Origin of the sequence: Lelliottia sp. 7254-16 (assembly GCF_002922995.1) — a bacterium.
GTDB classification, from domain to species: Bacteria; Pseudomonadota; Gammaproteobacteria; order Enterobacterales; family Enterobacteriaceae; genus Enterobacter; species Enterobacter jeotgali.
In genome coordinates this window covers 266,796-286,710 of sequence record NZ_PQVS01000004.1, presented here as the reverse complement: position 1 = coordinate 286,710, position 19,915 = coordinate 266,796, and the positions used below count along the sequence as shown (strand labels likewise).

Here is a 19,915-nt window from a genome sequence, read left to right as displayed (position 1 = left end):
CTTCGCACATTCTTTTATCGAGGTTTTTAATGGATCATCAATTCAATATTTACGACACCCTGACGCTGGTCGAGGTGGTGCCGAACCTGATGACGTCCCAGAACTTTCTTCTGGATAAGTTCTTCCCGAACGTCATTGAGTCGGATACGGAGTTTGTCGCCATCGATGTGGATGTGGGCCGCCGCCGTATGGCCCCGTTCTGTTCCCCGCTGGTGGCCGGCAAGCTGGTAGAGAGCCGCCGTTACCAGACCAACGTGTTTAAACCGCCTTACGTTAAGGACAAGCGCGTCCCTGACCTGCGTAAGCCTATCCGCCGCCAGATTGGTGAGCAGATTGGCGGCAATATTCCGGCGGCAGATAAAGCCGCGTTAAACATGATGTTTGAGATGTCCGATCAGGTGGATGTTCTGAACCGCCGGCAGGAGTGGATGGCCGCCAACGCAATGATGACCGGCACCATTACCGTTGTGGGGGAGGGGCTGGACCCGGAAGTGATTGATTTTCAGCGCGACCCGGCACTGACAATCGCACTTTCTGGTGCGGACAAATGGCCGCTGGCCGTTGCGGCCGGCGCAACCAATAACCTGCCCACGCAGGATATTGAGCGCTGGCAGACGATGATCCTGCAGAAAAGCGGTGCGGTAGCGACCGACCTGATTTTCACTAACTCGTCCTGGGCGGCGTTCCGTCTCGATACCACTATCAAAGATAATGCGATTACGTTCCCTGCTCTGAGCCCGTACGGTAACCAGGTGGATGCGGGCGCACGCGTGGAGCAGGGGGCGGTATATAAGGGCCGCTGGGGGCAGTTCGACCTGTGGCTGTACAACGACTGGTATATCGACCCGGTTGATGATTTAGAAAAGCCGATGCTGACGGATGGGGCGGTGATTATGTCTGGTCCAAATCTGATGGGGACGCGTGCTTATGGCGCCATTCTCGATCCCGATTTTGACTATGGCGCCATGGCCTATGCGCCGAAGACCTGGACTGAGAAAGACCCGGCGCAACGCTTCCTGCTGATGCAGTCTGCCCCGCTGGTTATTCCCAGCCGTGTCAACGCCGCCCTGTGTGCCACAGTGGTTTAAGGAGACTCCATGACCCGATTAATTGAAATGGTGGTGACCAAAGGCCGCAGCGTTGTTCATGACGGTAAAACGTACGGGCAGCACAGCCGTATCAGACTGCCGCCAAATGAAGCCATCCGCCTGGAGGAGATGGGTTTTGTTCTGGATCTGTCAGTCGTGCGCGGCCTGCTTCATGATCCGGATGGTGGTGGTTCTGCCGGCGGCGGTACTGGTGCAGCTGGTGACGGTTCTGCCGGCGGCGGTACTGGTGCAGCTGGCGACGGTTCTGCCGGCGACGGTGCTGGTGCAGCTGGTGACGGTTCTGCCGGCGGCGGTGCTGGTGCAGCGGATGATGGTTCTGCCGGCGACGATACTGGTGCAGCTGGTGACGGTTCTGCCGGCGACGGTGCTGGTGCAGCGGATGATGGTTCTGCCGGCGATGATACTGGTGCAGCGGGTGATGGTTCTGCCGGCGACGATAATGGTATAGCTGGTGCTGGTTCTGCCGGCGATGGTGCTGGTGCGGCTGGTGCAGCTGGTGCAGCTGGTGCAGGCCAGAAGACCAGCAACGCAGCGGCTAAAAATGCCACAGGCAAAAACGCGAAGAAATCCGGAGCGTAATCATGGGACCGGTTGACTGGGATAATAAACTGTTGGGTCCCTGTCACGGTGTGTTCGGGGAGCCGGTGGAGTACCGGCCCCGGCACGGGACGCCGTTTGCCCTCACCGGCATCTTTGACCGCGCGTACACCGTGGACGTTGAGCCCATCGACGATAACGGCCCGACCGTGAACACCACGCGGCCGGTGCTGGGGGTTCGGGACAGCGCCTTTGAGTCTCCGCCAGTGCAGGGGGATATGCTCTATATCCCCCGCGTCCGGACGCTGTTTAAGGTGGCGGATGTGCAGCCTGACAGCCATGGCGGAAGCCGTCTTGAACTGAACAAAGTCAGGGAGGTGCCATGAATTCAGCCAGACTCCGGGAGCTGGCCGTTCAGGCTATCAGGGGAAAGACACTCGCAGAGCACCGCGTCTATTCCCCGCGAGACTGGGCTACCCGCAGCCGGGATTACCCGCTCATTCTGGTGCAGACGGTCTATGAGGAGAAGTTTTCCAAAGGCCGTAATTCTCCCCAGTTCGATACCGTCACCACGCTACAGATAGCCGCCAGGCTTGAGGAGCTCGACGGCGAACTGGACGATGACGGGGCCATGAAGGTGCAGCTGAATCTGGAGCGGTTGAAGGAGGAAATCGAACGGGCTGTGATTAACAGCTACGAGATAACCCGCTTCACGCAACAGATTAAGCATGTCCGATCACAGCTTAACCTGAGCCCGGAAGGCGAGGCCCACACCGGGCAGCTCGTCATTCAGATGGATATCGAGTATTTCCAGGGACCTGACGACTTTTACCCCATCGAGGGTGACGAGTTGCAGGAGCTGCATCTGGAAATAGCCATGCAGGACGGTACCGCGCGTCCTGGTCTGGATATCAAATTTCCCCAACAGGCTCCGGATCTCACATCCAACAATACTGATTCTTAATCAGGAGTATCCCATGTTTGTAAAAACTGCGCCGGGGCGGCTGGTTCGCTGCCCGGTGAAGGGCGCCCTTTTGCCTGAAGAAGGGGCTGAAGTGCCCGATGACGCCATTTTCTGGCGAAACCGTCTGCGTGATGGCGATGTGGTGAAGGTGGTCAAAAAAACCAGCGTCGCCGCCCCCAAAAGCGCGCCTAAAAATACCGTGAAAGACGATAAGGAGCCTGAGGCATGAACGCAATTGATTCGAATCTTCGCACGCCGCTGTTCTGGGCGGCGATGGATAACAGCCAGGCGAACACGGCGCAGGCCGTACAGCGCACGCTGCTGATTGGGCAGATGCTGACTGCCGGCACCACTCCGCCAGGTATCGCTGTGCCCTGTGGCTCCTCACAGATGGCAACTGAACTGGCGGGGGCGGGCTCTATGGTGGCCGAAATGGCCCGCGTCTACATGGATAACGACACCGGCGGGGATGTTTATCTGCTGCCGTTAGAAGATGGTGATGATGATGCGGCGGCCACCGGTAGTGTGGCAATCAGCACCGTCCCCACTGAAAACGGGGTGTTGTCGCTGTATATCGGCGGAATTCGTGTTCCGCTGACGGTCGTGACAACAGATACCGTGGCCGTCATTGGTACTGCACTGGCAACGGCCATTAACGCTAATGCCAGCCTTACGGTTACGGCATCGAGCGCGGAGGCATCCGGGACCGCGACGGTGACGCTGACGGCCAAAAATAAGGGCGATGCCGGCAACAGTATTGATTTGCGACTGAATTACCAGGGCAGCGCCGGCGGTGAGAAAACGCCGGTGGGCATGACCGTTGATCTGACGGCCATGAGCGGCGGGGCGGGTACACCTGAACTGCTGGATGCGCTGTCGAGTCTGAAGGACAAGCCGTTTGATTTTATTGTGCTGCCCTATACCGACACAACCAGCCTCGACACCCTGAAGCAGTTCATGAATGACAGCACGGGGCGGTGGAGCTATCAGAAGCAGATTTACGGGCACGTGTTTGCCACGGCGACCGGGACATACGGCCAGCTGACGGCGACGGGGGAGGCGCGGAACAATCAGCATGAATCCCTGATGGGTGTTTATGACTCACCGTCCCCGGCCTGGCTGTGGAGCGCCGCTTATACCGGCGCGGTGGCGAGCAGCCTGCGAACCGATCCGGGTCGTCCGGTTCAGACGTTGCCGGTATACAGCGTTCTTGCCCCGCCGGTTATCTCCCAGTTTGACCAGCCCGAACGTAACAACCTCCTGCACAGTGGGATCGCGAGCTATACGGTGCAGGATGACGGGACGATTCAGGTTGAGAACCTCATCACCACGTATCAGAAAAACGCCTATGGCACGCCGGATGACAGCTATCTGGAAGTGGAGACCCTGTTCACCCTGATGTTTGTCACGCGTGACCTGAAAACGCTTATCACGTCGAAGTTTGGCCGGATGAAACTGGTGGATGACGGGACCCGTTTCCGCGCCGGCTCACCGATTGTGACGCCCAAAATCATCAAAGGCGAGCTGTTGTCACGTTACACGCAGCTGGAGTTTGATGGCTATGTGCAGGACAGCGACGCCTTTGCGGCGGGACTTCTGGTCACGAAGAGCAGGCAAAACCCGAACCGGGTTGATGTACTGTGGGATGGCATCCTGGTGAACCAGCTGCGCATCGTGGCGCTTATGAATCAGTTCAGGCTGCAGCCGGCAGCGTAAGGATAAACGATGAGTGACAATTTACTGGCCGGTACGGCCTACGTATCAGTGGACGGCTCGACCATTATGGTCGGTGGTCAGTTCAAGTATGCCACGGGGCGCGTGAAGCGCGAGACGCTGATCGGGATGGACGGGATCCACGGTTACAAAGAGACGTTTGTCGCCCCCTATATTTCCTGCCAGGTACGTGACGCGGGGAATACGGTGCTGTCGGACTACAACGACATGACAAACGTGACGCTGGTAGTGGAGCTTGCCAACGGCAAGACCCTGACCGGGAGCGGGATGTGGACGACGGATCCGCAGGAAGTGGACAGTGAAGAGGCGCTGTTCACCGTGAAGTGGGAAGGCATGACCGGCAGCGTGAAGGAGAGCTGATATGCAGGATATCTATGAATTACCGGAAGAGGAAACGATCCCCCTCAGCCACCCGATTTCTATGGGCAAAGAACACCGTGAATACGATGAGATCACGCTGAGGGAGCCCTCTCTGGATGAGGTGGACAATTTCTACAAGGAAAGAGGAAAGGAAGACAGTTTGCTTTCGGGTATGGGGCTGCTGATTTCGCTGGTGTCCGGTGTGCCGCGCCCTGCTGTGAGAAAACTGAAATTCCGGGACTACAAGCGCTGCGAGGTGTGGTTAACCCGTTTTTTGACGTGGGTGCCGCCGGAGAAGGGCGAGGAGAGCGGGGACGCCTCAGAGCCAACCTGACGTTTTACTGGAAGTGGGGGCCGGCTGATGTCGGCCCCCTGACCTTAAGGCAGGCGAAATACTGGGAGCGTCAGGCGCTCCGGATCAACAAAATCAGGAGTGGCGATGGCGGGTAATCGTTTTGACTTTGAGCTGGTCGCTAAGGATGAGGCCAGCGCCACCATTAAAGAGCTGGAAGCGACTGTTGCGAAAATGCTCCCCAACCTGGATAAGGCCGGGAGTAAGGTACAGCTGGGAGGGAAAAAGACCATTGAAGGCCTGGATGACCTTGGGAGCCGGCTGTCGAAAATCAATACCTTCGCGAAAAGCAGTGTGCAGTATTTTGGCGATATGGTGCCACCACTGAAGCTCGCCGGCGAACTCGCCGGCCGTTATGGCGGAGCTATCGCCAAAATAGGCGTGGGTGGGGCGGTTGCTTACGGCGTGGGTCAGGGGATCGCGTCCCTTGCCGGCAGCATGAAAGATGCCGCTGAAGATGCGTATAACCTGAATGTTCAGGCGATGGATGCGGGAATGAGTATTCATGACCTGACGCAGGTGGCCGGGGGAATGCGTATTCTCGGGGCTGACACCAACAAGGCGCGGGATTCGGTTGAAGCCTTATCCCGATCATTAACCGATGCCATGAACAATCGCCAGAGCACTCTTACCGGCGTACTGAACCAGATAGGTGTACCCATCGTGGAACGTGCCGACCATACGGCGGATACGATGAAAACGCTGGAAAATCTGGCGAAGGTATTTCCGACGATTGGCGCGCAAAAGCAAAAGACGGTATCCGATGCGCTGGGGCTCACGCCAGAGATGCTGGCACTTTTGCGTGATGGGGCGCATTACAAAGAGCTTCTGGCAAAATCCGATACGCTGGGTCTGACCCTTTCTGATGACACGGTTCAGAAACTGAGTGGCTTGAATGATTCCCTCAATGAGATCAGCGCATCCTGGGAGGGGTTGAAAAACAGAACAAAAAGTAACCTCTTCGGTGGAATGATGAATGACGTCACCGTTGGCAAACATACCGTTCTGAAGTCCGGTGTAAAAGATGGTCTTGACGGTGTGGCCGATCTTTTTAATAACGGCGATTTCACCGGGCTCTCTCACGCCATGGGGTTCATCAGTACCGAGAATGCCACTAAGCTCAGGCGTATGCAGGGTGATAAAAAGCTCTATAGCAGCCTGTCCCGGCGTGAGCGTGGGGCTGTAGATGCGGGGTTTTATACCGATGCGGTGAAAAAGCGCTATGACAGTGCGTACGGAGCAACCGATCAGGCCGGTCTGCTGCTGCAGGATATGAATGCCGTGACCCACTCTGATAATGCAGGTAAGCCGCCGGCCAATAATTCCATGTTTGACCAGCCACGAAATAATGCGCTGGGGTTACGTAGCCATAATCCCGTTAATCTCCGTTCTGCGTCGAACGAAACAGGGAAGGTGTACTCAGATAAAAGTGGTTATTTTTCTCAGTTTGCTTCAGACAAAGATGGTCTGGCCGCTGCGTCACGGCAGCTCTTTTTGTATGGAGACCGGGGCAAGCACACGCTGCAGGATGTAATCCAGACCTTTGCGCCCGCAAAAGAAAATAAAGTTGCTCCGTATATTTCAGACGTGTCCCGTGACACCGGTTTTAAACCCGGAGAGAACATCGATCTCCATTCACCTGATGTGCTCAGGCGGCTACTCCCCGCGATGATAAAACATGAGCAGGGGACGCAGCCGTTTAGCCGTTCGGAAATTGATACCGGTATTAATGATGCCATTATGGATCCGCGATGGAGTGGCAAGCGAAACCCAGAATATTTACAGGAGCAACGTAGCCAGGGTGAGCAATCTGGCATCATTACACCAGATCAGACGGCGGAATTGACGAAGGTCCTGAAAGAAATTACTGACCAGGCTGGAAAGGATGGAAAAACACAGATCGAAGTTCTTCTTACCAGCCCTGATGGTGAGAAGAAGCGTGTTGTGGTTCCGTTTGGTGGAAAGGTTACTGCTTCAATGAGCCCTTATTAAATATTGGTTAAGTAGCCATGTGGTAATTGAATAAACCATATCTTGTAACTCATTCGGTTTTGTAATGAATTAAATTTATGTATCCAGCCCGCTTAAATGCGGGCTTTTTTGTGGCTGGAGAAAAGATGACTTTAATCCACGATGCCGTTAATTCAGCAAAAGATTCGCTGTTTGGTCCCTCCGGGGACAGCTGGAAATGGCAGGAACACCTTCATAAGGCCACCTTTCGCGACGTACCGTTTGCGGTCGAGGGCGGAGAAGGGAGCTTTGGCCGTCGCCAGGCTGTACATGAATACCCGTATCGCGATCAGGCCTGGGTGGAAGATTTAGGACGCAGCACGCGGCGGATCACCCTGAACGGGTTTCTGGTGCAGAGCAGCCGGCTTTACACCGCACCGGACGTCATGACGCAGCGGGATTCCCTGATTGCTGCCTGTGAAACGGGGAGTGCCGGCACGCTTGTTCATCCTACGCTGGGAGAGCTGACCGTCAGCGTGCCTGACGGGGGGCTCAAAATCACTGAAAGTCTCGCGGGAGGGACGTTCTCTTTCACGCTGACGGTCATTGAATCTGGTCTGCGCGTGTTTGCCATTACCAGCTCCACGGATGCGGCCTCGACCGTTCAAACCTCCTGGCTGTCTGTGGCAGCCGAGGCGGCCAGCACCTTCATCGGTGAGATCCACGGTACGCTCAATTACTTCAATGGGACGTTAAAAACCCTGCAGAACACGGCCGATTTCTGGATCCGCAGCGTGACCAGCACCATGCAGTCAGCCAGCAATCTGGGTAACTCGCTGCATAACGTGTTCAGCCCTGACCGCTACGGTCGCTATAACCATGGCTCATTCAGCGCGTCGTCGCCGTCTGCTGAAGTACAAAAATCCATGGCGTCCACTGTGCAGCACACGATGGCCGTTCAGCGAAGTCTGTCAGCGCTGTCAGAGGATTACACGCCTGAATCCTATGCCCATGATGTTCTGAACGTGGTCAACGGCCTGCAACTGGTTATCCCGTCGCCGGCGGATCGCGTTCAGGCCCTGCAGATACTGTCCGGGTTTACCGATCCACAGTGGTATCCCCCGGGCGGCGAAACGCAGGTTTCCGACATTACTGTTCGCTACATGACTATCCTGACGGCCGGTGCAATGGCGGCCGCTGCCGCCCTGGTTCCGCTGCGCAGTTATGACGATGCGATGACCCTGCTGATGAACGTCAGCGATACCCTCGATAACGCCATGCTGGCGGCCGGTGACAGCGGCGAAGACAGCCTTTATGAGGCGCTGATGATACTGCGTACGAACACGATTTCCTTGCTGCAGACGCGCGGGGCAAACCTGGCTCCGGTGGTGGTGCAGCATTTTAATGCCACGTTACCCGCTTTGTACCTTGCCAACAGGCTCTACCAGGATGCAGGGCGTACTGATGAGCTGACCGACAGGGCCCGCCCTGTCCATCCGGCATTTATGCCACGAACCCTGAAGGTGTTAAGCGAATGAGTGACGAACTGACTCTGGAAGTCGGGGGCCGGTTGATTTCAGGCTGGGACCAAATCCGCGTGACGCGCAGTATCCAGCGCCTGCCCTCAGACTTTTCCCTGTCCCTGATGGATTACTACCCCGGCTCGGATGATAAGCAGCTGGTGGCCCCTGGCGAGCCGTGCGTTGTCCGTCTGGGGGATAACAGCGTGGTGACGGGATATATCGATCGCTGGGACGCCACCATTGGCCCCTCCCGGCACGAGGTACACGCCTGTGGGCGGGGTAAGTGTCAGGACCTGGTGGACTGTTCCGCGATTTGGCCCAACAACGTGATTGAGCAGGCCACCCCGTTACAGATCGCGCAAAAGCTGGCGACCCCTTACGGGATTAGCGTTGGAACCGACATTACCGACCTGCAGAACGTGCCCCAGTTCTCGCTTAACTGGGGGGAATCGTCGCAGGAGGTTATCGACAGAATGATGCGCTGGGCGGCGCTGCTGTATTACGACCTGCCGGATGGCAGTCTGTGGCTGACGCGGGTGGGGACCCGGAAAGCGGCCAGTGGTGTGGCGGTGGGGGTGAATATTCAGGAGGCCTGGTACAGCAGTTCCTGCGATGAGCGTTACTCGGAATATACCGGGATCTCGATGCCCACGACGGCGGTGACAGAAATCTCCGCCGGCGATGCTTATGCCTCCGTCACGCTGTCCACGGCCAGCGATCCGGAGATGGCCGCGATGCGTTACCGGAATCTGGCCGTGCTGATTGAAAGTACGCTCAACACCTACGGGGCCGCACAGCAGTATATCGACTGGGAGATGAACCGACGCTTTGGCCGTTCCCGCGTACTGCATGTCACCGTGGACAGCTGGCGGGATACCGGCGGGAAACTCTGGGAGCCTAATACATTAATTCCGATCACGGCTCCGCAGCTGAATCTTAACAATGAAGCCTGGCTGCTGGGGGAGGTGACCTTTCAGAAAGACAATCGCGGCACGACCGCTGAAATGATGCTGATGCCGGCGCAGGCCTTCACGGTTGAGCCTTACCAGTTCTACAGCAACATTATGGAGCTGAATTATTCATGAGAGACCTGCTACTGCAAATGATCATTAGGAAGCTGGGCGAGCTGGAGGGGAAGGTCCGGGTACTGTACCGAAAATCGATGATGGCCTTCACCACGGGGAAAGTGACCGCCATGAAAGACGCGGGTGGCGTGCAGGTCCTGCAGTATCAACATCCTGTCGAAGTGCGGGGCAGCACGCCGCGCATGGCTGAGTTTGGTTTTTCCTCCGGGCTACCGGCAGGGACGGATGTACTAATTGCCTGCATTGGCGGGGATCGGTCCTCCGGTATTGTCATTGCAACGAATAACTCAGCCTACCGGCACAATGGCCTGAACCCTGGTGAAACGGTGATTTATAACCAGTGGGGGCAGTTCGTGAAACTCACCCAAAACGGTATCGAGGTGCAGGCGAACGGCCAGGCGGTTGATGTTAAACAGGCCACGCAGGTCACTATCGAGGCGGCACAAGGGGTCATGATGAAAACGCCGCTGCTGCAGTGTACCGGTGACATTCAGGACAATTGCGAGGGCAACACCACCACCCTGAAATCCCTCCGGGAAGCCTATATCAAGCACGATCACGACGTCGAAGGTGTTGAGTCTGGTAATTCCACCAAAACCACTGAGCCGACAAAGGAGAAGCCATGAGTGATATTCGCACCCCGTGGCCGGCACCCGATGGCAGCAGTGCCGACTGGGTTGTGGTGTCCGGTGACCTGCAGCAGGGGAATGACCTGGAGACCGCCATTTACATCAGCCTGTTTACCGACCGGCTGGCGCGCGATGACGATAAGATTGACGGGACCGACCGGCGTGGCTGGTGGGCGGATACCGGAGAGACTTATCTGATTGGTTCGCGCCTGTGGCTGCTGCGCCGGCAGAAACTGACGTCAGCCATTGCCGGTAAAGCGGTGGACTTTTGCCGTGAGGCGCTGCAGTGGCTGCTCGATGACAGCATTGTCAGCAGCATTACGGTTCAGACCCGCATCATTCATCCCCGCACACTTCTGGTCGGGATCACCTATCAGGAGCCGGGCAAATCCGCGCAGAGCGTGAAAGATTCATGGGTATGGGAGAACTGATATGCCCTTTGCAAGACCGACGCTGAGTGAACTCCGGACACGTAATGTGGCGTTTATGGAGTCAGAACTCAGGGGAAACGGGGTGGGGTCCCTGCTGCGTTTTTCAAACCTCCGCATTCTGGCAAATGCTGATGCCGGCATGTCTCATCTTCACTATGGCTATCTCGATTATATTGCCCTGCAGGCGACGCCTTTCACTGCAACCGATGAATGGCTGGCGGGCTGGGCTGCGCTCAAGGAGGTCTTCCGTAAGCCCGCCACGGCGGCGACGTGTTCAGCAATGGCCTTTGCGGGGACGGCCGGCAGAACGATTACCGGCGGGAGCGCGTTAAGGCGCAGTGACGGCTATGGATACACCCTGGATGCTGATGTGACACTGGACGCTGACGGGACGGGAGCAGGCACCATTACGGCGATTCTTCCGGATCCGGCGACCGACATCACGGGGGGCGGTGATGCCGGGAACGCACCGGCGGGGACGATACTCTCTCTCGATGTGGCCGTAGCCGGTGTGGAATCTGCGGTTACTGCCCTTGACCCCATTCTGGGCGGGGCAGACATCGAGAATGAGGAGGCGTTCAGAGCCCGTATGCTGCTTGCCTGGCAGGATACAGCACAGGGCGGCAACGATACCGATTATGAGCGCTGGGCACTTGAGGTGCCGGGTATCACGCGTGCATGGGTGGTGCGGCGCATGATGGGCTTTGGTACGGTCGGGATTTACGTGATGTGTGATGGTGTCAGCGGTCATCCTGACGGTTTCCCGGTCGGGACGAGCGGGGTATCACGCTATGAGCCGGAAAGTGCGCAGGTGGCGACCGGTGATCAGGGGCGTGTGGCGGATGCGCTGTATCCGCTGCACAACGTTACCGCTGAGGTCTGGGTGTGTTCGCCGTCGCGGCTGCCGGTGGATTTTGTGATAAGCGGGATCAAAACGGCCAGTAATGAAACCAAAAATGCGGTCAGGGCGGCCATCGATCAGGTCTTCTTTAATGAAGGTCACCCGGGCGTAAAACCCGCCGTTGATACGCCACCGGTCATTATCAACCTGTCCGATATTGAGCTGGCGATCGCCAGTGTGCCAGGCACAAAGGGTTTTCTGCTCACTTCGCCGGTGGACAATATTTTGCCGGGGCTGGGAGAGCTGGCCGTCACCGGGGAGATTGATTATCTATGAACCCGAGTCGCTTTCGCACTGATGATTACATGCAGGCCCTGCAGGGGCTGATGCCCTCCGGGCAGGCGTGGGCGAAAAGCCAGAATGCGGTACAGTCAGCCGTTCTTCGCGCGCTGGCCCGCAGCTACCGGCAGAGTGATGCCGATGCGCTGGCGCTGCTCAGGGGCGCGTTTCCGGGAACGGTCGATGCTTTCCTTCCGGAGTGGGAGGCGACGCTGAATCTGCCGGATCCGTGTGTCTATAACGAGGACCAGACGACGGAGGCGCGGCAGCGTGCGGTGGTCGCTAAACTGACCTCCACGGGGGCACTTTCTCGACGGTACTATACGGACGTGGCCCGTGCGCTGGGTTTTATTGTCTCAATTACCGAATACCGGCCATTCCGGGCAGGCATGTCCGGTGCGGGCCAGCCGCTTAATCATGGTGACTGGCGCTTTACCTGGTGCGTCACCGTGATTTCGCCGCCGGTGACACCGGAAAATTATGACGCCTACCAGCAGATGGTCTGCACCCTGACCAGCGAATCGCCTTCTGAAACCCTGCTGATTTTCAGTCACTGACCCGTAAACCTTTAATAATCGCCGTCACCGGCGAGGGATTTTTGCATGCAAAAAATAGGAAGCAGTACCACAACAGCTGATGAGAACGATGAATTTACGGACGGCGACCCACAAACACAGGTCCCGTGTACATGGGTGATGGCCGCCTGGCTGAATACCCTGCAGCGTGAGCTGGTTCATCTGTGCGAAGAGGCCGGGATTACGATTGACCAGGAGGATGACACACAGGTTTATCAGGCCATCACGCAGCTGCTGAACACCAGTACGGAAGGGATGGTGAAAACCGTCAACAGCAAGTCTCCTGATGACCAGGGGAAAATTGAACTGACGGCCAGCGACGTCGACGCACTCCCGTCAGGTGGCACAGCTGCAGCGGCAACCAAACTGGCTACAGCGCATAAAATTGCAGGACATCCGTTTGACGGTACCGCTGACATCACCATCAGCGCTGGTGACGTCGACGCACTCCCGTCAGGCGGCACGGCAGCCGCAGCATCCAAACTGTCTACAGCGCATAAAATTGCAGGACATCCGTTTGACGGTACCGCTGACATCACCATCAGCGCTGGTGACGTTGACGCACTCCCGTCAGGTGGCACAGCTGCAGCGGCAGCCAAACTGGCTACAGCGCATAAAATTGCAGGACATCCGTTTGACGGTACCGCTGACATCACTATCGCAGCGGGTGATGTGGGGGCATACACAAAAGCGGAGTCAGATTCCCGCTACCTGCAAACACTGACCCTGGCTAATACCGGTGCGGTGGGAACTCTGGCCCTGCTTTGTCACGATACAGCGTTGGGGCTGGGCGCTACTGCTGCAGGTTCAGAGCTTTTTTATTCTGGTTTTGCCGCACAGAAGGACTCCTATGGAGACCATTCCATGATAAGTCGACTGACCTCACCTCAGCCAACCGGGACATGGAAATGTCTGGGCGCTGTGCCTCCGCCTAATAATAACGACCGTGGCGCATCACTTTTCTGCCGCATTGCCTGAGGAATAACAAGCATGAATTACACCGATGTAAAAAGCCCAGAATGGTCAAACGAAGAGCAGAGTCTGATTACCTGTCAGGTCAAGTTTGAGAGCTTTGATGATTACCTACCTTTTACTGCGTCTCCTGATGACGATACGGAATGGGGGCCGCAAATCTTTGAGGAGTGCCAGGCTGGCGAATGGGGGGATATTGCTGATTACATCGAGCCAGCTATTGATCACGTTTCAGAAACTGGAGCACAGAAACGTGCTTTGCTTAGGGAGGCGGGGGAAATCATTTTCCCCCTGACGCTCGCGGTTAAGCATGGAATGGCGACAAAAGAAGAAATCGCCAGTCTGGATGCATGGGAAAAGTACAGTGTGCTTGTGAGCAGGGTAAACCCCGGAGACAATTGGCCGCTGAAACCTGAGTAGTGTCATCAAGAGATGAGTACCAGCACGGGACTAGTCTCTGATTGTGAAAATCGTATTCAGTGGCCTGATGACTATAATGTATAAAAAGGGCATCATTGCGATGCCTTTCTCTTTTTTATCAGAGTGATTTTTAATTTTGAGTAAATATGAAGAGTGAGAGTAAAAAACAACCTAAAAGTGATGCTATTGTTAAAACGTATGTGGCGAAATCTAAATTATAGTTGTGATTGCTGATTGCTGATTGCTGATTGCTGATTGCTGATTATCCATGTTTTTTGTTAGATATGTTTTGTTTGATTTAACAGTGTAAACAGTATGATTATCCGGGATGTCTTTATCGATAAATGACATTGCACCTATTGTTACATTGGAACCAATGTTGATATCCCCAAGTATGAAGCTGTTAGCGCCTATGTCCACATGATCACCAATAATCACCGTCCCTTCACCATTAAATGTTTTGCTACCAATTGTAGTATTTTGACGCAGTACGACTTTTTTCCCAATTATGCATCCCGGGCGAATAACAATTCCGGGGAAATGGCGGATTCTAAAGCCTTCACCTATGACTGCATCAGGTGCGATATCTATAGCATATTGATGATTCAACCGGTTAAGTCGTTTCATGGAAAATTTGTGAATGAAACCAGTGTTAGTCTTGTAAATGTAACCCCAAATGCGATACCAGAAATAAAAACGGCGATCAGCGCATTTAAGTCCGCAGTGAATAGTCTTAAACCACGAAAAGGGGCGAGGACTTCTGATAACTTCATCTGACAAGCAACGAATTAGGAAGTCATATGCATTTTTTTTAAGCAAGTGGTTACCTTTTAGCTAGTGAAAACAATTTTACTTGATGAAAGACTATTTCACTTCAGGCGATATCAACTTTTAAAGTGATGTATCACCGACAGTTTCCTTAATCCAAGTCATAAAGAATCAAATTCTTCTATTCTCGAAACGGATTATTTAACTGTCAATAACATCCGTGAGGATTGTGAACAGGAATGAGGGGACGGCCTGAATTGTGCTTTACGGGATTTGACGTCCCTTTCACATTATTACCGTCCGGTCGAATCAGGGAAGAATTTTTGTGATCGGCATGTTTGTTGACTGATATTTTTCGTTGCTAATGGTGACAGCGCTAATCTTCAGTTGAGCCGGCGCAAAGGGGGTCACTGAAGAAAAGCACTATCATGGGCGGTGGCGTTAACATGACAGATTACTGCAATTCAGGGGATGGACATGAAAACGCCACCATAGAGGGTGGCGGTGCAGTTTTTTTGGGTAACCCAACAACGTGAGATGGAGGTTAAATCTGCACCACCATTGAAGTCAACACAGCACCGCATCCGTGCGGAATCCTACTAGCTGTGTCTTGTCTGGGAACTGGTGGAAGCCAGACAGTCATGATACTCGGAACGGTTTGATTAACTGTCAATACCGTACGTGAAGGTTGTGAACAATGATGAGACGAAAGTCTGTGTTGTGACATCGAAAAAAATGAATGCCAGCCATGAGCTGGCTTTTTTACGCCCTAGCTAAACAAACGTGAGGTTGATAATGGCAAAAGCGATCCTGGTTATCCCCTGGGTGGTAAACGAAAACTGGCAAAAGTAATTCTGCCGCTTTTCCCTGAACATACCTGCTATGTGGAGCCGTTCTGCGGCGGCGCGGCGTTGTTCTTTATGAAACCACCGTCCGAGGTGGAAGTGTTGAACGATATCAAAAGCGATATTGTGAACCTGTACAGGGTTGTACAGAATCACCTTGAGGAATTTATCAGGAAGTTCATGTGGGCTTTAACCAGTCGGGAAGTCTTCGGCTGGGCAAAAGATACTCCGCCGGAAACGCTGACTGATATTCAGCGCGCGGCTCGTTTTTACTATCTCCAGAAGCTGTGCTTTGGCGCAAAATCTGAAGGTCGGACGTTTGGTACCAGCGCAACCAGTCCTGCCGGGGAAGCCCTTATAGTACAATAATTTTCGATATCCAAACTGACCCCAGAGCGGAATACGCACATAATTGACCTTTAAACCCTAATACCAATTCCAGCAGTTGAATTCAACATCAAAAACGATAGTCATCACGTTACCGCGAGATTAAACAAAGAATGGGTGCGACAGAATAGTTATCTGCCGCACCATACAATGGAGGAAATAGACCATGCCGTTGAAAATGAAGTAGCTGCCACTCAACGCCTACCAGGGGCGTTACCAGACCGGAAGGCTGTAACTGAATTAACACCACCTTGACGGACTCGACCGAGCGGTTTATTAAGCTTGCCTCGTTTTTTACAGAAATACGGGCATGCTAGGCGCGCACAAACTCCCAATTTGCCCCTATCCCCATAAATCCAATAGCTCCATCCTTGAGCATCCCTAATTGATTGAAAGAATAACTGATATCATCTAGGTGTATGAAAACAGCTGAATCGGTTACAGATTCCTGATAATGATCAAAAAACAAACTGTAAATCTTTTTTTGTGATAAGACAGCATCGCAAGGCCCTTTATCCGCCACTGGTTGTACATACAAGGTAGGATACTTACCTATCTGAGTCTCTATGGTGTAACCTGAATTAGGGTCTGCAGGGTCAAAGAGGTAACTCCCCCATGGATATGGTTTTTCAGTTAAAAGCAAGGGAGGTAGAGGTAGTGTAGTTTCTGGGTCACATGCAAGATACCACTCGTCCTTTGGGTGACCTTCTTTTATAAATTTAATATATACAAAATTGCTCATATTTAGCTCCATTTTTAACGGATCATTTTATCACAGTGCCTCAGCACTATACGGGACGGGAGTGTGGGATACCTTCGGTGCCTCATTCCCGCTAGCGTTATCTCAACGGATTTGGTTCTTTCCAAAACTATTTTTGTAAATAAATAAAGAACGTAGCGCTCCTGCCATGGCGCCTCCCCCTTTATTTATTCGTAAGCGGCTCATTTGAACCGTGTTGACGATTAGACGTTGGTGAGGTTGAGCTGCCTGGTGAATCGCTACGGATAATTTAGACGCTTCCGAGCCGTTTGGAGTGCCCCCGAGCCTGTAGACAAATCTGACCTATATTTTGAGCATAGGAGGAGTCTATGGGTACACCACGTTTTACCCCTGAATTTAAGGAAGAAGCTGTCCGCCAGATCACTGAGCGGGGCTACTGATCTTACCCACATAATGTGGACACGGCTTTAAGCGAGGTTCTGCTTTTCAAATTGTTCCGAGCTGAGACCGCCGCAGGCACTGTGCCGACGCCAGCGATTGTAATCGCACTCAATATAGTTAAACACTGTCATCCGCATCATTTCACGGCTGCTAAAGCGCTCTCCGTGGATACATTTCACTTTCAGTGAGTGAAAGAAGCTTTCCACGCAGGCATTGTCATAACAACAACCTTTTGCGCTCATGCTTCCACGTAGATTATGGCGTTTCAGCAAGGTCTGATAGTCCGATGAACAGTACTGCCCACCACGATCCGTGTGAACGATGACATTTTTCGGGCGTTTACGCCGCTAGAGCGCCATTTACAGCGCTTCGCAGTCCAGTTGGGCTGTCATGCGCGACGACATCGACCAGCCAATGACGGAACGTGACCACAGATCGATGACCACCGCCAGGTACAGCCAGCCTTCGTCCGTGCGCAGATATGTGATGTCACCCGCCCACTTCTGGTTCGGGCCGTCAGCGCTGAAGTCCTGCTCTAACAGATTATTCGATACCAGCAGAATATGTTCACGGAAGCTGACCGGGCTAAACTACCGGGCGGCTTTCGCCTTTAGCCCCTGACGACGCAGGCTGGCAGCAATGGTTTTGATGTTGTACTCCGGCAGTTCGTCTGCGAGACGAGGTGCACCATAGCGCCGTTTTGCCTCCATGAATGCCTCACGGACAGCCTTATCACGGATGAGACGGAACTATTGACGCGGGCTTTGCTGATGGTGGCGCAAACGCCAGGCATACCAGCCGCTGCGGGCAACCCGAAGCACACGACACATCGCTTTGATACTGAACTCAGCCTGATGGTTTTTGATGAAGACATACTTCATTTTAGGCGCTTCGCGAAGTACGTCGCGGCCTTTTGGATAATGGCCAGTTCCTCTGCCTGCTCAGCCAGTTGACGCTTAAGGCGGGCAATTTCAACAGCCATTTCCTGCTCACGTTCGGAAGAGGAATGTGCATTCTTCAGCAGCTTGCTGCGCCAAGCATAAAGCTGCGATTATTACAGGCTAAGTTAACGGGCAGCGGCAGCCACACCGATACGCTCAGCAAGTTTCAGGGCTTCGTTGCGAAATTCAGGCGTATGTTGCTTACGGGCTTTTTGCTGGTTGATGCTGGTTTTGTCATGAGTCACCTCTGGTTGAGAGTTTACTCACTTAGTCGCGTGTCCACTATTGCTGGGTAAGATTATTACACGGTAGGGGGAAATAACGGACACAAAGCTGGTGAGTTAATAATCTGTAATTTTGAGGCCGGTCATCAATAACCGTCTACTGTCTGCTTACAGGGCCTCGATACCAGCAGCAGTGAGCATGTAATGGCCCCAGTGCGTTTTTTTGATATAACCCGCCAGCTCCATCTGGGTGACGATAAACTCGGTGTTGTCCATTTCCATACCCGCATACTCGGCCAGCTCCCGCAGTGGCCAGGTACTGCGGATACCGGCGTTTACCATTGAGTCTCTGATGCAGCGTGCGGTATCGGTCATTGGGCGAGTTTTGGCGATCTGAATAGTCATGCTGTGTTTTCCGAAAATGATGTTTTGTTGCTGCAGACACTAACTCTGGTCGCGGCAGCCATCCAGTCCAAAAGTAATTTTGTGGCAGAGATAGGTGTTACAAGAGTCGATGGGGAAGAAAAAAGGTAAGATGATGGCGTTACCCTGACAGACAGCTGTGACACAAGGGCTTGAAACCGTGGGAATGGCGGTGCTTCTGCGGACTGTCTTCTGCTCGGGAGAGAGAAACAGAAAGCACCGCCATATCTGGAAAACCGGCAGGAAAACCAGACGTCTCAGATAATCGAAACGGTTCCTTTCTTTGTCAATGCCCAGGAATGTTCAGATAAAAGCAGTAGCTGAAAAGGGCGGGCATAGTATTTTTTGCTGAAAATTTGGGGGCAAAAAAAGGGGCAACTTAACGATGGGGGCACCTACGGGGGCATTAGAAAGGCCTGTTATGTCCGTTTATGTCCTTTGCTGGTAATTCATAAGTAATTAATTATCATTGAAAATATAATATTTACAGTAACATAGTGAATTCTGTAACATACTCTTGTGTTGTGTCACGGGCAATACGCCGCACGTCAGCATTTGCCACTCACGTCACGCCAGATTAAACAAAAAAAGGAAAACGTCATGGCTGAAGAAACGATTTTCAGTAAAATTATCCGCCGTGAAATCCCGTCGGATATCGTGTATCAGGATGAACTGGTCACGGCTTTTCGCGACATTTCACCTCAGGCTCCGACACACATCCTTATCATCCCCAATATTCTGATTCCGACCGTCAATGACGTGAAAACTGAGCATGAAGTGGCGTTAGGCCGTATGCTGACGGTAGCGGCAAAAATTGCTGAGCAGGAAGGGATTGCCGAAGACGGATATCGTCTGATCATGAACTGTAATCGTCATGGTGGGCAGGAAGTTTATCATATTCACATGCATCTGCTGGGCGGTCGTCCGCTGGGTCCGATGCTGGCGCATAAAGGTCTTTAATATGCAAAGAGGGCGTATTGCTGTTCTGGCTCTGACGATGGTACTGGTGGGCTGTAGCGCCCGCCCCGCGATCCCTGTCAGCGATGAACAAACGCTGGTGATGGAGTCGTCGGTTCTGGCTGCGGGCATTACCGCTGAAGCGCCGTCGCTTACGGTCAGCGAAATCCAGCCGTCGGCGTCCTCTAAGCTCTATAACGAAAGACATGAGCCCGTCACCGTCCACTATCGGTTTTTCTGGTATGACGTAAGAGGCCTCGAAATGCATCCACTTGAAGCGCCGCGCAGCGTCATCATTCCGGCGAATTCGTCGGTCACGCTTTATGGCAGCGCTAATTATCTGGGTGCGCATAAGGTCAGACTTTATCTTTATTTGTAGGGGTGAAC

Annotated in this window: 23 protein-coding genes and 2 pseudogenes; 21 read left to right on the top strand and 4 right to left on the bottom strand. The window is 53.7% G+C overall.

Annotated elements, in window-relative coordinates:
• Positions 1 to 29: 29 nt before the first annotated feature.
• From C3708_RS08350 to C3708_RS08270, 18 genes are all read left to right on the top strand, one after another.
• Positions 30 to 1,088: a major capsid protein gene (locus tag C3708_RS08350; RefSeq protein WP_103948637.1), complete on the top strand. Its 1,059-nt coding sequence runs from the start codon at positions 30 to 32 to the stop codon at positions 1,086 to 1,088.
• A gap of 172 nt (positions 1,089 to 1,260) precedes the next feature.
• Positions 1,261 to 1,557, top strand: a complete 297-nt coding sequence (locus C3708_RS08345; protein ID WP_133160117.1) for a hypothetical protein — start codon at positions 1,261 to 1,263, stop codon at positions 1,555 to 1,557.
• A gap of 3 nt (positions 1,558 to 1,560) precedes the next feature.
• Positions 1,561 to 1,704 (top strand): hypothetical protein, encoded by a 144-nt coding sequence (locus tag C3708_RS23710; protein ID WP_158251358.1) that lies wholly within the window; start codon positions 1,561 to 1,563, stop codon positions 1,702 to 1,704.
• Positions 1,691 to 2,032, top strand: a complete 342-nt coding sequence (locus C3708_RS08340) for a hypothetical protein (RefSeq protein ID WP_103948356.1) — start codon at positions 1,691 to 1,693, stop codon at positions 2,030 to 2,032. The genes C3708_RS23710 and C3708_RS08340 overlap by 14 nt, the downstream gene beginning before the upstream one ends.
• Complete coding sequence (locus tag C3708_RS08335; protein WP_103948357.1) at positions 2,029 to 2,610, top strand: ATP-binding protein; 582 nt, start codon at positions 2,029 to 2,031, stop codon at positions 2,608 to 2,610. Before C3708_RS08340 ends, C3708_RS08335 begins: the two co-directional genes overlap by 4 nt.
• 13 nt (positions 2,611 to 2,623) lie before the next feature.
• The gene (locus C3708_RS08330) at positions 2,624 to 2,839 is read left to right on the top strand and encodes a DUF2635 domain-containing protein (RefSeq protein ID WP_103948358.1); all 216 of its coding nucleotides are present in this window, start codon (positions 2,624 to 2,626) and stop codon (positions 2,837 to 2,839) included.
• The gene (locus C3708_RS08325; RefSeq protein WP_103948635.1) at positions 2,836 to 4,326 is read left to right on the top strand and encodes a phage tail sheath subtilisin-like domain-containing protein; all 1,491 of its coding nucleotides are present in this window, start codon (positions 2,836 to 2,838) and stop codon (positions 4,324 to 4,326) included. The genes C3708_RS08330 and C3708_RS08325 overlap by 4 nt, the downstream gene beginning before the upstream one ends.
• A 9-nt stretch (positions 4,327 to 4,335) precedes the next feature.
• A complete protein-coding gene (locus C3708_RS08320) occupies positions 4,336 to 4,704 on the top strand; it encodes a phage tail tube protein (protein ID WP_103948395.1) in 369 nt (122 codons plus the stop codon).
• Position 4,705: 1 nt separating this feature from the next.
• Complete coding sequence (locus tag C3708_RS08315; RefSeq protein WP_103948397.1) at positions 4,706 to 5,038, top strand: phage tail assembly protein; 333 nt, start codon at positions 4,706 to 4,708, stop codon at positions 5,036 to 5,038.
• Positions 5,039 to 5,143: 105 nt separating this feature from the next.
• The gene (locus C3708_RS08310) at positions 5,144 to 7,048 is read left to right on the top strand and encodes a hypothetical protein (RefSeq protein ID WP_103948396.1); all 1,905 of its coding nucleotides are present in this window, start codon (positions 5,144 to 5,146) and stop codon (positions 7,046 to 7,048) included.
• Positions 7,049 to 7,173: 125 nt separating this feature from the next.
• On the top strand, positions 7,174 to 8,544 hold the full coding sequence (locus C3708_RS08305; protein WP_103948634.1) for a DNA circularization protein: 1,371 nt from the start codon (positions 7,174 to 7,176) through the stop codon (positions 8,542 to 8,544).
• Positions 8,541 to 9,614, top strand: a complete 1,074-nt coding sequence (locus C3708_RS08300) for a phage baseplate assembly protein (protein ID WP_103948633.1) — start codon at positions 8,541 to 8,543, stop codon at positions 9,612 to 9,614. The genes C3708_RS08305 and C3708_RS08300 overlap by 4 nt, the downstream gene beginning before the upstream one ends.
• A 32-nt stretch (positions 9,615 to 9,646) precedes the next feature.
• The gene (locus C3708_RS08295; protein WP_165790669.1) at positions 9,647 to 10,240 is read left to right on the top strand and encodes a phage baseplate assembly protein V; all 594 of its coding nucleotides are present in this window, start codon (positions 9,647 to 9,649) and stop codon (positions 10,238 to 10,240) included.
• Positions 10,237 to 10,674 (top strand): phage GP46 family protein, encoded by a 438-nt coding sequence (locus C3708_RS08290; protein ID WP_103948632.1) that lies wholly within the window; start codon positions 10,237 to 10,239, stop codon positions 10,672 to 10,674. The genes C3708_RS08295 and C3708_RS08290 overlap by 4 nt, the downstream gene beginning before the upstream one ends.
• Before the next feature lies 1 nt (position 10,675).
• A complete protein-coding gene (locus tag C3708_RS08285) occupies positions 10,676 to 11,851 on the top strand; it encodes a baseplate J/gp47 family protein (protein WP_103948631.1) in 1,176 nt (391 codons plus the stop codon).
• A complete protein-coding gene (locus C3708_RS08280) occupies positions 11,848 to 12,411 on the top strand; it encodes a YmfQ family protein (RefSeq protein ID WP_103948630.1) in 564 nt (187 codons plus the stop codon). Before C3708_RS08285 ends, C3708_RS08280 begins: the two co-directional genes overlap by 4 nt.
• Positions 12,412 to 12,456: 45 nt before the next feature.
• A complete protein-coding gene (locus C3708_RS23775; protein ID WP_199184155.1) occupies positions 12,457 to 13,407 on the top strand; it encodes a hypothetical protein in 951 nt (316 codons plus the stop codon).
• Between the two features lie 12 nt (positions 13,408 to 13,419).
• A complete protein-coding gene (locus C3708_RS08270; RefSeq protein WP_103947619.1) occupies positions 13,420 to 13,821 on the top strand; it encodes a tail fiber assembly protein in 402 nt (133 codons plus the stop codon).
• 210 nt (positions 13,822 to 14,031) lie between these two features.
• Here the strand turns inward: C3708_RS08270 and C3708_RS08265 are convergent, their stop codons facing one another.
• Positions 14,032 to 14,448, bottom strand: coding sequence for a serine acetyltransferase (locus C3708_RS08265; RefSeq protein ID WP_233210404.1), 417 nt, complete (start codon positions 14,446 to 14,448; stop codon positions 14,032 to 14,034).
• 962 nt (positions 14,449 to 15,410) lie between these two features.
• Here C3708_RS08265 and C3708_RS08260 point away from each other — a divergent pair.
• Positions 15,411 to 15,773: pseudogene (locus C3708_RS08260) on the top strand (DNA adenine methylase); the annotation flags it as partial.
• A gap of 361 nt (positions 15,774 to 16,134) precedes the next feature.
• Here C3708_RS08260 and C3708_RS08255 read toward each other — a convergent pair.
• From C3708_RS08255 to C3708_RS08245, 3 genes and pseudogenes are all read right to left on the bottom strand, one after another.
• Complete coding sequence (locus tag C3708_RS08255; protein ID WP_103947617.1) at positions 16,135 to 16,563, bottom strand: hypothetical protein; 429 nt, start codon at positions 16,561 to 16,563, stop codon at positions 16,135 to 16,137.
• Positions 16,564 to 17,009: 446 nt separating this feature from the next.
• Positions 17,010 to 18,162: pseudogene (locus tag C3708_RS08250) on the bottom strand (IS3 family transposase).
• 154 nt (positions 18,163 to 18,316) lie between these two features.
• Positions 18,317 to 18,553, bottom strand: a complete 237-nt coding sequence (locus tag C3708_RS08245; RefSeq protein WP_103947616.1) for a hypothetical protein — start codon at positions 18,551 to 18,553, stop codon at positions 18,317 to 18,319.
• A 618-nt stretch (positions 18,554 to 19,171) separates the two neighbouring features.
• On the opposite strand from C3708_RS08245, the gene hinT reads away from it, so the two are divergent.
• Positions 19,172 to 19,531, top strand: coding sequence for a purine nucleoside phosphoramidase (hinT, locus tag C3708_RS08240; RefSeq protein ID WP_006809243.1), 360 nt, complete (start codon positions 19,172 to 19,174; stop codon positions 19,529 to 19,531).
• 1 nt (position 19,532) lies between these two features.
• Positions 19,533 to 19,907, top strand: a complete 375-nt coding sequence (locus C3708_RS08235) for a YcfL family protein (RefSeq protein WP_095281604.1) — start codon at positions 19,533 to 19,535, stop codon at positions 19,905 to 19,907.
• Positions 19,908 to 19,915: the final 8 nt, after the last annotated feature.